The sequence below is a fragment of the Chitinophaga parva genome, from assembly GCF_003071345.1.
Taxonomy (GTDB): Bacteria; Bacteroidota; Bacteroidia; order Chitinophagales; family Chitinophagaceae; genus Chitinophaga; species Chitinophaga parva.
In genome coordinates, this window is record NZ_QCYK01000002.1 from 516643 (window position 1) to 531000 (window position 14358).

At 52.5% G+C, this 14358-nt stretch carries 9 protein-coding genes; 6 read left to right on the forward strand and 3 right to left on the reverse strand.

What is annotated here, in order from left to right:
* Nucleotides 1-5 precede the first annotated feature (5 nt).
* Nucleotides 6-1298: a phenylacetate--CoA ligase family protein gene (locus tag DCC81_RS12610; protein WP_108686980.1), complete on the forward strand. Its 1293-nt coding sequence runs from the start codon at nucleotides 6-8 to the stop codon at nucleotides 1296-1298.
* Nucleotides 1299-1398: 100 nt separating this feature from the next.
* Here DCC81_RS12610 and DCC81_RS12615 read toward each other — a convergent pair whose 3' ends face one another.
* Complete coding sequence (locus tag DCC81_RS12615; protein WP_108686981.1) at nucleotides 1399-2418, reverse strand: LacI family DNA-binding transcriptional regulator; 1020 nt, start codon at nucleotides 2416-2418, stop codon at nucleotides 1399-1401.
* 288 nt (nucleotides 2419-2706) lie between these two features.
* On the opposite strand from DCC81_RS12615, the gene DCC81_RS12620 reads away from it, so the two are divergent.
* From DCC81_RS12620 to DCC81_RS12640, 5 genes are all read left to right on the forward strand, one after another.
* A complete protein-coding gene (locus DCC81_RS12620; protein WP_108686982.1) occupies nucleotides 2707-3582 on the forward strand; it encodes an AraC family transcriptional regulator in 876 nt (291 codons plus the stop codon).
* Nucleotides 3583-3918: 336 nt separating this feature from the next.
* Nucleotides 3919-4506: an RNA polymerase sigma-70 factor gene (locus DCC81_RS12625; protein ID WP_108686983.1), complete on the forward strand. Its 588-nt coding sequence runs from the start codon at nucleotides 3919-3921 to the stop codon at nucleotides 4504-4506.
* 81 nt (nucleotides 4507-4587) lie between these two features.
* The gene (locus DCC81_RS12630; RefSeq protein WP_108686984.1) at nucleotides 4588-5601 is read left to right on the forward strand and encodes a FecR family protein; all 1014 of its coding nucleotides are present in this window, start codon (nucleotides 4588-4590) and stop codon (nucleotides 5599-5601) included.
* 342 nt (nucleotides 5602-5943) lie between these two features.
* A complete protein-coding gene (locus tag DCC81_RS12635; RefSeq protein ID WP_108686985.1) occupies nucleotides 5944-9315 on the forward strand; it encodes a SusC/RagA family TonB-linked outer membrane protein in 3372 nt (1123 codons plus the stop codon).
* A gap of 22 nt (nucleotides 9316-9337) precedes the next feature.
* Complete coding sequence (locus DCC81_RS12640; protein ID WP_108686986.1) at nucleotides 9338-10966, forward strand: RagB/SusD family nutrient uptake outer membrane protein; 1629 nt, start codon at nucleotides 9338-9340, stop codon at nucleotides 10964-10966.
* Nucleotides 10967-11061: 95 nt separating this feature from the next.
* Here DCC81_RS12640 and DCC81_RS12645 read toward each other — a convergent pair whose 3' ends face one another.
* A complete protein-coding gene (locus tag DCC81_RS12645; RefSeq protein WP_108686987.1) occupies nucleotides 11062-11886 on the reverse strand; it encodes an alpha/beta hydrolase in 825 nt (274 codons plus the stop codon).
* Nucleotides 11887-12014: 128 nt separating this feature from the next.
* Nucleotides 12015-14351, reverse strand: coding sequence for a M1 family metallopeptidase (locus DCC81_RS12650; protein WP_108686988.1), 2337 nt, complete (start codon nucleotides 14349-14351; stop codon nucleotides 12015-12017).
* Nucleotides 14352-14358: the final 7 nt, after the last annotated feature.

Consider the following 14358-nt stretch of genomic DNA (forward strand, 5'->3'; position numbering starts at 1 on the left):
AGACCATGTACATCCCGGATATAGAATTACAGCCCGCTGCCGCTATCCGGCAGTTCCAGGAAAGGGAAGTGCTGCGCCAGATCGGTTACCTGGCGCAGTTTTCGCCGTTTTACAAATCCTGGTTTGCCCGGCATAACATAGTGCCCGGTAGTATGCAGTCGCTGGAAGACCTGACCAAAATTCCCCCGGTGACCAAAGACGAACTGCAGGAGCGCAACTGGGAATTCCTGTGCGTGGATAAGCGCAAGATCGCAGAGTATACTACCACCTCCGGCACCATGGGCCGCCCCGTGGTGATGGCGCTTACAGACCGTGACCTGCAACGCCTGGCTTACAACGAATATATTTCCTTCTGCTGCGCAGACGGCACGGATAAAGATGTGTACCAGCTCATGCTCACACTGGACCGCCAGTTTATGGCCGGCATGGCGTATTACACGGGCATCCGCAAGCTGGGCGCCGGTGTGCTGAGAGTAGGGCCGGGCGTGCCTTCCATGCAATGGGAAAATATACAGCGCATACAACCTACTACCATCGTTGCGGTGCCTTCGTTTATTATAAAATTGCTGGCGTATGCGCAGGAGCATGGCATGGATGTAAATGCCAGTTCTGTAAAGAAAGCCATTTGCATAGGAGAGAATATCCGCAACCAGGATTTCACGTACAATGTGCTGGGTAAAAAGATCACCGATACCTGGAATATACAATTGTATTCCACTTATGCCTCCACGGAAATGCAGGCGGCCTTCACCGAGTGCAAAGCCGGTGTGGGCGGGCATCACCACCCGGAACTGCTTTACGTGGAATTGCTGGACGAGCACGACCAGCCCGTGGCACCGGGGCAGGATGGGGAAGTGACCATCACTACGCTGGGCGTGGAAGGCATGCCCCTGCTGCGTTACAAGACAGGCGATATATGCCGCTATGAAAATACGCCCTGCACCTGCGGACGCCATACGCTGCGCCTCTCGCCGGTGATAGGCCGTAAGAAGCAAATGCTGAAATACAAGGGCACTACGCTATACCCGCCGGCGCTTTTTGACCTGCTGGCAGATATGCAGGAGGTGAAAGAGTTTATCGTGGAAGTATTTTCCAACGACCTGGGCACGGATGATATCACCCTGCACCTGGCGGTGGTTACGGAGAGTGAGGATACGGACCGCCGCATCCGCTCTTACCTGCAGGGCAAGCTGCGTGTGATCCCGGAGATCCAGTATCATCCCATGTCGGAGATCATGAAGCGGCAGTTTCCCGAAGGGAGCCGGAAGCCGGTGAAATTTGTGGATAACCGGAAATAGATAAAATTCAGGTATGAATTGTGGCCTATTTCAAAAAGGATTTTGAAAGCTGGGGGAAATATGCAGTTTGCGGGAAGCTACTCCCTGGTTGTTGGCTATCCTAATGTTTCTCTGTGCTCTCCCTGATCATCAGCGAAGGCCCCAGCACCACGTGGTGCCGCTCTTCTGTAGGGTTTTGGATCTCATCCATCAGCACCTTTACAATATGTGCCCCCATTTCTTCGATGGGCTGCGCCACGCAACTGATAGAAGGCGTATTTAACCGGAAAATATCGTGGTCGTCAAAGCTGATCATACCCATGTCCCTGCCCAATTGCAGGCCCAGGGAGCGGATGGCTTCAATACCGTAAATACCCAGGTAGTTCGTAGCAAAAAAGATGGCATCCAGCGCTGGAACAGATTGCAGGAACTTCTTCATTTCTGCAATGAAGGCAGGCCGCTGCTGGTCAAAGGGCATGCGCTTAATATGTTGCTTCTGCAACGGCACATTCAGTGATTTAAGGCCGGCTTCAAAACCGTTAAAACGGTCGCGCATCTGCACCAGGCTGGACGTGGTGGTTACAATGCCAATGTGTTTATACCCCTGCTGCACCAGGTGGGTAGCTGCATCAAAGCCGCCCTGGTAGTTATCCAGCACCACATAGTTAGTGGCTACATTGGGGAAGTAACGGTCTATGAGGATAATGGGCTTGCCGGTTTCCTGCAGGGTTTCAATATCTTTTTCCAGGCCCTTGGTGGGGGTAATGATATAGCCATCCACCTGGCGGTATTTCAATACCTCCAGGAGCCCCTGCGCCTTGGCCAGGTTGTCTTCCGTACTGCTGTACAACACCTTGTAGCCGGATTTGTCCGCCTCGTCTTCCACCACTTTTGCCAGGGTGCTGAAGAAAGGGTTGGCAATATCCTCCACGATGAGGCCAATGGTCTTGGTCTTGCCGGTGCGCAGCCCCCGGGCCAGCTGGTTGGGTTTGTACTTCAGCTTAGCAGCGATCTTGCTGATCTTTTTGATCACCGTTTCGCTGATACGCTTTTCCTTGCCCTTGCCATTGAGTACAAAAGATACGGTGGTAGGCGATACGCCTGCCTGCTTTGCTATATCTTTGATTGAGATTCCCTTCATTAAGTACAGTTAATCGATTTAGCCCAAACTAAGATACAAAAATAAACATGCGTGCACCTAACCATGGGACTGCATTTTTTTTATCTTGTATTTTATTGTTTCACTACCTATATATTTTTAATAAATTTATCCCGGTTGTGTTTTTTTAACCAAATTTTTATAATTTGGAAAAGCATCGGACAAAATCCGTCCGAAAGGCATACCTGGACATTGAGCGTATTTACCACGTCGTACCACCATTTCAACCAAAATATAACACCGCTAACTTTAGCCTAAATCGCAACCTGCATGAAACCCATACTGATCAAAGTGGGGGCTTTTGCCGATAACCAGATTACAATTGTGGAACGCGCAGACGCCTATTTTAACACGCCGTTCCATTTCCACCCGGAGTGTGAACTTGTTTACGTGACCGAAAGTCACGGCAAGCGTATCGTGGGCGACAGCATTGAAAGTTTCGATGTAGGCGACATGGTGTTCCTGGGGCCCAATATCCCGCACGTGTGGTACAACGAGGAAAGTTATTACCAGCAGGATGACAGCCTGCGGGCCCGCTCCGTGGTGATCTATTTTCCCCGTGATATTTTTGGGGATAAGTTTTACGCCCTGCCGGAAACCCGCGCCATGACGGAGCTTTTCCATCGCGCGCAGCGCGGCATGAAGATTACCGGCGCCACCCATGCACTGTTGAAACAGGAAATACTGGCCCTGCCCAGGAAAGAGGGGCTGGACCGCATTATCTCCCTGCTGAACATCCTGAAGATCCTCTCGGAAACCCGGGATTACTACTTCCTGGCCAGCACGGGCTATTCCCACGCTTACAATGCCAAGGACAACCACAAGATAGACGAGGTATTTAAATATGTGATGAATAATTTCTCCCGCGAGATCTCCCTGCAGGACGTAGCCAGCATTACCAATCTTTCCCCCCAGTCGTTCTGCCGCTTCTTTAAAAACCGCACCAAGAAATCCTTTGTGCAGTTTCTCAACGAGGTGCGCATAGGCCACGCCTGCAAGCGCCTTACCGAAGAAGACTGGAGCATTGCCGAAATTGCCTACAGCTGCGGGTTTAAGAACCTCTCCAATTTTAACCGCTTCTTCAAGGAGATCGTGGGCAAAACCCCCAAGGAGTACAAACAGGAGCTGCGCCTTAAAGAAGCATAGTGGAAAAGTAGCCGTCCGGAAACGTTCCCGGAGGATGCTGGTTAAAATCTGAGAAAAAAAGTTAAAAAAATGTAAATTAATTTATACTTTACAGGCCCTGACGGCTAAAGTCGCCCGCCGTCATAGCTGATCGGCGCCGTTTGTCTTTATTAGGTTTCACGTTTTGAAAAGCAACTGAAAAACAACCGTTTAACCCCTTTTTCCATTTCTTAAGTGTTTTTACGAATAGACCAAAGTCAGGATCCGGTGTTGTAGAATCTAAATCAAATTTTAATTGAAGTAGAAGCTGCAATACCGGGTTTTGTTTTTATCAACCAAAACTGACCGCGCAATTGCATGTACCAGCAATACGACGACCGGCATTTACTAACATTGCTGCGCCAGCACCAGGTGCCAGCCTTTAACGCCATCTACGACCGATACAGCCAGCCGCTGTTCCTCTTCATCTGCAGTAAAACCGACACCGGTGACGCAGCCCGCGACATCCTGCAGGATATTTTCACCTACCTCTGGGAAAACCGTACCAGCATTGAAGTTTCCACGCAGCTAAGGGCCTATCTGTACCAGTGCGCCCGGCACAAGATCATAGACCTGTACCGGCGCGAAGACCGCTACCGCCGTTACCTGCAGCAGCTGGTAGAGCACTTTGATACCCAGCCCCACCTTATTTCCGACCGCCTGGAACATAAAGAAAAAGCACAGCGTGTGCTGGAAGGCATTAACCACCTGCCGGAGCGCATGAAGGAGGCGTTTATGCTAAGCCGCTTTGAGCACCGCAGTATAGAGGAAATAGCAGCACGGATGGCCCTTTCCCAGCAAACGGTGAAGAACCAGATCAGCAAAGCACTGAAAATATTGCGGGACCGCTACGCGCAAACAGACCTGCTACTCTGGCTGCTGCTGTTGCACTTTATGCAACGGTAACGCCTGCACGAAAAAAATATTAAGTGTACATGGTACTTCAACCTTCCATGTACGACAACTGAATACTGACAAATAAACCCAGTGGATACGGAACAGATCAAAGCACTATTGGCGCGCTACCAGGACGGGGCCTGCACACCGGCGGAAACGCAGGTGGTGGAACAATGGTTCGATAATATTAACAGCCGCCGTACCCATGTGATCGATGAAGCAACCCTGCACGCGCAACTGGAAGAGGTAAAAATGCAGCTGCAATACGTGCTGCCGGAAGCGGAGCCCCGTAACCGCAAAACACTGCTCATTTCCCTTGGCAGTATAGCCGCCTGCCTGCTGCTGGGCCTTCTTATATTTTACAGCACCGGAGCCCGCAAACCGGCAGTGGTAGCGGCTTCCGTATCTACGCGGGTAGAGCTGCCGGCACACAGCAGCCGCGTGGTGGACCATGGTTTTATGATCATCACCACCGGCAGGGGCAGCACCGAACAGGTAGCACTGGCAGACGGCAGTACAGTAACAGTGAATGCATCCAGCCGCCTGCGCTATCCCCTGCAGTTTCCCAAAGACAAAAGACAGGTGTACCTCGATGAAGGAGAAGCTTATTTTAAAGTGGCTACAGATCCTTCCCGCGCTTTCAGCGTAGTATCCGGCAAGCTGACCACCACGGCGCTGGGCACTGCTTTCAACATCCGCAACTACGGCGGAGAGCAGCGCATCACCATCTCCCTGCTGAGCGGCAAAGTGAAAGTGGAAGGCACCTCCTTCCGGCACGATGCCTCCATTGTACTCCTGCCCAGTGAACGGCTGGACTATGACTGCAAAGCCATCGCGGCGCAGAAAAATTCTTTTGCAAAAGAAGAAGAGATCATAGGGTGGAAGCAGGGCTTCCTCATTTTTAAAGACGCCAGTTTTCCCCAGGTGCAAACCGAGATTGAGAACCGCTACGGGGTAACCATTGTAAATGAAAGCCACCAGCAGGCATGGGAATACACGGGTTTCTTTAAAGATGAAAGCCTGCAGGAAGTGGTAGAGACCATCTGTCTTACCAAGAACATCACCTACCGGATCAGCAACGACACGGTATATTTCCGGGATTAAAAATTTTTTTACAACAGGATGGTACTTCCATCTTTATGCAACGTCTACTAACAGATTACAGTACCAAAGGAAGGCTATCATGAAGCGCTAAGATTTGTTTATCCAGCTATCGTCAACCAAGATCAAGTTATTGTTTCTATTTACCGGCTATACCGGATGGCAGGCCCTGCCTCCGCTATGCCCCCGCTGACAGCGCGCCCCGGCGCATAGTGCCCGAGATCATTTTTATTACCTGTAAAGACCTGTGCCCGTATTGCGTTTCACCGCGTATAAGGCCCCTGGTATGCCCGTGCTCCTGCACATGTATCCATACATTTCATTTACTAACAAAGTTCAACCAATATGAAAAAAAATCTAAGATCGCTTCCGGTCTGCCTGGCCATGACGCTCCTGATGGGGCTCTCGCCTGCGGGCCTGCCATTGACGGCCACCGCGGCTGCCCAAACGGATGTGAAGACCATCAACGTAAGCATCCAGGTGAAGAACAGACCCCTGCAGGAGGTGATGGATGACCTCACCAGCAAAACAGGTCTTAATTTCCATTATGATAAAACAGGGCTGGACCTTACAAAAAAGGTAAGCCTTAACTGTAATAAAACCCCGCTGGAAGAAGTGCTGAATAATCTCTCCACTCAAACCGGCCTTTCATTCACTATCAGGAACAATAAGATCATTGTGGGGGCGCGTACGGCAAACCCTCTCAACGCCGTAACGCTGATGGACAACGCAGCCCTGGACAAAGTGGTGAAGGGAAACGTGCGTGATGCAAAAGGCAACACAGTACCAGGTGTTACGGTGATGATCAAAGGCACCGCTAAAGGTACGCAGACCGCCGCAGACGGGAGTTTTAAGATCGATGCCAATGCCGGTGATGTGCTGGTGTTCCGCTCCGTGGGCTTCCAGACCCGGGAGATCCCGGTAGGAGCCGGCGACCTGGGAGATGTAGTGCTCACGGAAAATGCCACCGGGCTGAATGAGCTGGTGGTAACGGCCCTCGGCATCAAACGCACGCCCAAGTCATTGACCTATTCCACCCAGCGTATAGGTGGCGAAGAACTGTCTACCGTGAAAGACGCTAACATTATGAACTCCCTGTCTGGCAAAGCCGCCGGCATCACGGTAAACCGTAGCAGCTCTGGCGTGGGTGGTTCTGTAAAAGTAGTGCTGCGTGGCCTGAAATCAGCCCAGGGCTCTAACCAGCCTTTGTATGTGATAGATGGTATACCGATTACCAACTTCACCACCCAGCAGCCTAACAGTAACTGGGGTGGTGATGGCAGCGGTACCGACTACTCTCCAGGCCGTGATGGTGGGGATGGTATTTCCAACCTGAACCCGGACGATATTGAAAGCATTTCCGTGCTGAAAGGCGCTTCTGCCGCGGCATTGTACGGTAGCCAGGCGGGCAATGGCGTGGTGCTCATCACCACCAAAAAAGGTAAAGCCGGCGTATCGCGCGTGGAGATCAGTTCCAGCCTTACCCTGGATAAAGCCACCATGCTGCCGGCGCTGCAAAATGAATACGGGCAGAGTGAGCCAGGGTCCACTTACAGCTGGGGTGCGCCCATCACCAACGCGCATGATAACCTCAAAGACTTCTTTAAAACCGGCAACACTTTTGTGAACAGCATTGGTATTTCCGGCGGTAATGAACAACACCAGACTTATTTCTCCTACGCCAATACGCACGCCAGTGGCGTGATGCCCACCAATGACCTGGGCCGGCATAACATCACCTTCCGCGAAACCGGTCATTTCCTGGATAACAAACTGACCCTGGAAGGAAGCGCCAATGCCGTGATCCAGAAACTGGAAAATGCGCCCGTAACAGGCTTGTATTTTAACCCCCTCACCGGTCTTTACCTGTTTCCCCGCGGGCTGGATCTTTCGCCTTACCGCAACCATTTTGAGTTGTACGATTCCTCGCGCAATATTTATCTCCAGAACTGGCCTTTCAACGAAGACATCCAGCAAAACCCCTACTGGATCATTAACCGCAATAACAGCCAGGCGCGCAGGAACCGCACCATCTTCAGCGCCAGCGCCAAATATGATTTTACCAGCTTCCTTTCCCTGCAGCTGCGCGGTAACATAGACCGCACCAACGACACGTATGACGGGCAGTTCTACGCAGGCACCCACCCCGTGCTGGAGCCCAGTGGCAACGGCCGTTACATCACCAGCAACCTTACCACCACCCAAACTTATGGCGACGCTATCCTTACGTTCAACAAAGCATTGGGCAGCAATTTTAAACTCACGGCACTGGCGGGTACTGCCATCACCGACCAGTTTACCAACGGGTTTAAAGCGGATTCTTATTCCGGCGGCCTCACCATCGCCAATAAATTCATTGTGCAGAATATGGCCAAAGGCAGCGCTTACCAGAGTGTGCCCAACAATCATAACCAGCTGCAATCCCTCTTTGGAAGCGCTAACCTTTCTTTCAAAGACATGATCTTCCTGGATGCTAGTGTGCGCAACGACTGGTCGTCCAACCTCAGTTACACGCCCAATGGTTCTTACGCTTACCCCTCACTGGGCCTGTCCCTCATGCTGCACCAGTTGTTTAAACTGCCGGCCGCCATCACCTATGCAAAATTGCGGGGCACCTGGGCCCAGGTGGGAACCTCCGTACCACCTTACAAGACCCACTTGCAAAGTGGTTTGAGCACGGATGGCTCTTCTATTGCATTTAACTCCACCGCGCCTTTCACGGACCTGAAACCGGAAATGAGCCATGCAATAGAAGTAGGTACTGAATGGCGTTTCTTCAGTGACAGGCTGAGTTTTGATGTGACCTACTACAAAACAAATGATGTAAACCAATACTTCCAGATCCCCGCACCCGCCGGTGCTACTTACGCTAATATGTTTGTAAACGCAGGTAACATCCAGAACCAGGGCGTGGAAGTAATGCTGGGCTACAACCTGGTGAGCAGCCACGATTTCAGCTGGACCACCAATGTGAACTTTGCCCTGAACCGCAACAAGGTATTGTCACTGGCACCGAGCATTGACAAGTTCCAGCTCACCAGTTCCAACACGTATGAATCTTACCTGGTGCCCGGTCATTCCTATGGCGATATCTATGGGAAGATCCTGTTGAAAGACAGCGCCGGCCGTGTGCAGATCGGCTCTGATGGCCTGCCCCTGGTAAGCGCGGATACCCGCTTTGTGGGCAATCCCAATCCCCGCTGGACACTGGGCTGGAACAACAGTTTCTCCTTCCACAAATTCTCCCTCAGCTTCCTGGTGGATGGCAAATTTGGTGGCCAGGTAATGTCTACCACCCAAGGTGTGCTGGATAAATACGGTGTATCACAGGTTACTGCCGATGCTCGCCAAGCCGGCGGTGTAAAGATCAATGGCGTGGGCCCGGATGGAAAACCCGTGACCACCATTGATGCACAGAAATGGTATGGCGTGATCGGCGGCCGTGACGGGGTAAGTGGTGAGTACATGTACAGCGCCACTACCGTGCGTTTGCGTGAACTGGCACTGGGTTACACCATCCCGCGTGCAGCCCTGGGTAATGGTTTTGTAAAGAGTATCCGCGTTTCATTGATCGGCAAGAACCTGATCTATTTCCACAAGGACGCTCCCTACGATCCGGATATCACCATGTCTACCGCCAACGGTCTTTCCGGTGTGGACGCATTCAGCGTGCCGGCCGTACGCAGTTTTGGTGCCAGCCTGAATGTTTCTTTTTAAGTAAACTTTTTAATCCGCAATCATGAATATCAGCTATATCAGCCGCCGGCCATTTGCCTGGATCATCGCACTGGTGGCGGCATTGGGCCTGGCTTCCTGTACAAAGAGCTTTGAAGCCTACAATACGGACAATACCACTTTCAGCGAAGACGAGCTGAAGCCGGACTTCCAGTACATTGGCGCTTACTTCCCGGAAATACAGTCTTCCATTTACTATAATTTCAACAATACCACCTGGGAGTACCAGCTGCAGCAAAACCTTATTGCAGACTGTTACTCCGGCTACATGATGAGCCCCGATCCCTTCCGTGGCAATATCAATAACCTGAACTACTCCCTGGTGGATGGCTGGAACGGTTATCCCTTCAGCCTTGCCTATGCGCATGTGATGGGCCCTGTGGCCCAGGTGGCCCGCAAAGGCGCCCGCGAGGCTGCGCCGGATTTCTGGGCCATAGCGCTCATCCTTAAAGTGGAAGGCATGCACCGGGTTACAGATATTTATGGCCCCATCCCGTACACTCACTATGGTGAAAGCACTACCACCGCTGCATACGATGATCAGGCCACGGTATACCATAAGTTCTTTGATGAACTGGATACCGCAGTAACCAACCTGAAAGCCTACATGGCAAAGTACCCCGGCAAAAAGCCGTTTGAAAAATTTGACATGGTGTTTGGCGGGGATTACAGCAAATGGCTGAAGTTTGCCAATTCCCTTCGCTTGCGCCTGGCCCTGCGCCTGGCGTATGTGGAAGAAGCCCGCGGCAAAGCAGAAGCAGCAAAAGCAGTGAACCCGGATAATGGCGGCCTGCTGGAATCGCCCAAGGAAAACGTGATGGTAAGTGGTTTCGGGATCAAACACCCGCTGAATACGATCACTTCCGCCTGGACAGACATTAGCATGAACGCCAGTATGGAATCCTTCCTGGTGGGATATAACGATCCGCGCCTGCCCCTGTTCTTTGACCCTACCACGGAAGGTGGCCTGGGTGGCAAATACAAGGGTATACGTATAGGCAGTAGCGTTACCGCCAAGCCTGGCTACACCGGTTTCTCCACGCTGGCTTATGTTACGGCCAACACCTTTGCGCCGGATGCGCCAATCCAGTTGATGACCTCCGCTGAAATATGGTTCCTCCGCGCGGAAGGCGCGCTGCGTGGCTGGCCCAATATGGGAGGCACCGTACAGGAGCTGTATGAAAAGGGGATCACCACTTCTTTCTCCCAGTGGGAGGTTGCAGAAAAAGCACCGGATTATATTGCCGATGCCACCAGCAAGCCCCTGGCCTATGTAGACCCGAAGAACGCGGAGAACAATGCGCCGGCTACCACAGCCATCACGATCAAGTGGGACGATGCGGCCACTTTTGAAACAAAGCTGGAACGCATCCTTACCCAGAAATGGATCGCCGTATTCCCGGAAGGGCAGGAAGCATGGACGGAATACCGCCGCACCGGTTATCCCAAATTATTCCCCGTGGTGAACAACCTTAGCAATAATACGATTGACACCAGGATCCAGATCCGCCGCATCAACTTCCCGCTGCAGGAAAGAAATATCAACGCCGCGGAAGTGGCCAAGGCGGTGACCCTGCTGGGCGGGCCGGATACGGGTGGCACGCCGCTGTGGTGGGATAAGAAGCCGCACTAACCACGCCTTTGTCATAAACCGTTAGCATACACAAAACAAAAAGTCCTGCCACGCGTGGCAGGACTTTTTGTTGGATATAGCAGCAAGGCAAAAAATTATTTCGCAGCGGCATTGTCAAAGTAATGAGAGAAGAAGAGCAGCTGGAACTGGATGGAGTTGCCCCAGTATTCCCAGTTGTGCTCACCCGGGCGTTCAATGTAATCGTGGTGAATGCCCATGGCCAGCAGTTTGGCGTGGAGGGCTTTGTTCACATCATAAAAGAAATCACGCACGCCGCAGTCAAAGATGATGGCGAGCTGCCCGTTCTTCAGGCTGGAGGCCTGTTCCATCACGGTCCATTTATCCCAGTTGTGCGCAGCGGTATCTAAAGGCCCAAGGCGTTTGGCCACTTCCCAGTTTTGCGGGAAAGGGCGTACATCCACGCCGCCGCTCATGCTGCCCACGGCACCAAACATATCGGGGTGGCGCAGGGCATTCCACAGGGCGCCATGCCCGCCCATGCTCAGGCCAGTGATGGCGCGGCCGGTACGGTTGGCAATGGTGGCGTAATGTGCATCCACATAAGCCGGCAGTTCTGTGCTGATAAAGGTTTCATAGCGGTAGTTGCTGTCTACAGGGCTGTTCCAGTACCAGCTGTTATTCCCATCCGGGCATACAAAGATCCAATGGTGTGCATCTGCCTGTGCCCGCAGGTAGGGCGCCATGTGGCGGGCATAATCGCTGTGATTGCCGGAATAGCCATTGAGCAGGTATACCACGTGCAGGCCCCTGAGCGATTTTACGTGGGCGGGCGCTATTACCACGCATTTTACATTTTTGTGCATAGCGGCGCTGGGCACCAGCACCGTGTCCACACTGGCTGCGCGGGCGCTGATAAAGGCGGCGGCCAGCAGGAGGGTGGCTAATATTTTTCTGATCATGAGCGTAGTTTCGTTTGGCTCAAAATACAACATGCCGGCAATTTTTAAAAGCGGTGCCGGTGGGCCATAAAAAAAGCGGCTGCCATCCGTTTGAAGAGGCAGCCGCTTTATGCTAAAAAATTGCTGTATTATTTACCCTGCGCTTTCTGCATGGGGTTACCACCGCCGCTGGCGCCACGGGGCAATTGCTCCTGGCGGAACAGCTCAAAGCGGGAGGGCTGTACCGTACGCGGATAAGCATTGTTGCTCTCGTCAATGTCTGCCGTTTCACGGTAGGGGTCCAGGCGGATGGCCACTACTTCCTTGTCTTTTGCAAACACTTTGCTCACCTGGTTTTCATTCTTGCGCCAGATGTAAGCAGAGATGCGGTCCACTTCCTTGCTGCCATCGGCAAAGGTCCACTCAATGATGAGGGGCATTACCATGCCGCCTTTGTTGGTAAAGGTCAGCTCGTAGAAGTTCTTGTTACTGTCATACAGTTTTTTCTCTTCCGGCGTGAGGCCGTCGTAGAATTTCTTGTAGGCAGCCTTGTCGTCTTCACTTACAGCAAAGCGGTTGTAGTGGCTGTAAAAATCCTGCAGGGCCGTGTCCTGGTCTACCGTGAAAGGTACGCCGGCAGCGCGGTTGCGCGTGTTGGCAATGTGTACGGCATTCTGGTCGTAGGCTGCCTGCTGGATCTTGTTTTCCACGTCAGGATTGTGGGTGTTGAGTTTGTACAGCTTCACACTGTCAAGTGAAATGTCTACCGGCTCTGTGCTGTAGAACCATCCTCTCCAGAACCAGTCCAGGTCCACCGCAGAGGCGTCTTCCATAGTGCGGAAGAAGTCAGACGGGGTGGGATGTTTGAAGGCCCAGCGCTGTGCGTAGGTCTTGAAGGCAAAGTCAAACAGCTCACGGCCCATGATGGTTTCCCGCAGGATGTTGAGGCCTGTGGCGGGTTTTGCATAAGCATTGGGTCCAAAGCCGATGATGTTTTCAGAGTTGGTCATGATGGGCTCCAGCTGGTCTTTGGGCAGCTTCATGTAGTCCACGATCTTGTGGGCAGGGCCGCGGCTGGAGGGATAGTTCTTATCCCACTCCTGTTCCGCCATGAACTGGCAGAAGGTGTTCAGGCCTTCATCCATCCAGGTCCACTGGCGCTCATCAGAGTTTACGATCATGGGGAAGAAGTTATGGCCCACTTCGTGGATGATCACGCCGATCATACCATTCTTCACGGCTTCAGAGTAGGTACCGTCTTTCTCCGCGCGGCCATAGTTGAAGCAGATCATCGGGTATTCCATCCCGTTGGAAGCTTCTACGGAAATAGCCACCGGGTAAGGATAAGTGATGGTGTGTTTGGAGTAGCTTTTGATGGTGTGCGCCACTACCTTGGTAGAGTAACGGCTGTAAAGCGGGTAGGCTTCAGGGCCGTAGTACGACATGGCCATTACGTGCTTGCCATCTACGTTTGCAGCCATGGCATCCCATACCAGGCGGCGGGAAGATACCCATGCAAAGTCGCGCACATTGTGGGCTTCAAATACAAAGGTCTTGGTACCGGTGGCTTTGTTCTGCATGGCGTGTTTCGCTTCATCCAGGGTCACCACTTCCACCGGCGTATTGCTGCTTTGTGCTTTCTGCCAGCGCTGGAACTGTGCAGGCGTCAGCATTTCCTTATAGTTCTGGCATTCACCCGTACCACCCACTACGTGATCGGCGGGTACGGTCATGCGTACTTTAAAGTTGCCAAAGGCCAGGGCAAACTCACCGCGGCCGGTGAACTGTTTGTTCTGCCAGCCCTGGAAGTCGCTGTACACGGCCATGCGCGGGTACCACTGGGTAATGGTGTAGAGGTAGTTGCCATCTTCCTTGAAATATTCATAGCCACCACGGCCACCTTCCACCATGCGGTCAGAGATATTGTAGGACCAGTTCACTTTGAAGGTGATCTTCTGGCCGGGCGCCAGTTCCTTGGGCAGGTCTACGCGCATCATGGTCTGGTTGATGGTGTAAGACAGCTTGTTGCCGGCGGCATCCGTCACAGACCGGATCTTATCGCCCAGGCCTTCGCCTCCTTTGCCCAGGAGGGAATTTACCTGGCGCATGCTCAGCTTATCCTGCATTTTGCTGCCGTCAAAGCTGTTGTTATCGCTTTTCGGATCATGTTCGTTCTCGTCCAGCTGCAGCCAGAGGTAGGAGAGCGGGTCCGGTGAATTGTTGTAATAGGTAATGGTTTCAGCACCGGTCAGTTGCTGGTGGATATCGTCCAGGGTAGCGCTGATATCGTAGTCAGCGCGTTGCTGCCAGTACTGCGGGCCGGGCGCCCCGGACGCGGAGCGGTAGCCATTCGGGTCAGGGAGGATGGTACCCAGCTGCTCAAAGCGGTTACCATGGTTAGATCCAGGATTGTTCATGATATCCTGTGCATGGGCCCATGTAGCAGCGCTTATCCCCAAGGCGAGGCATAGCGTTCTTTTTGTCATAAGCAAT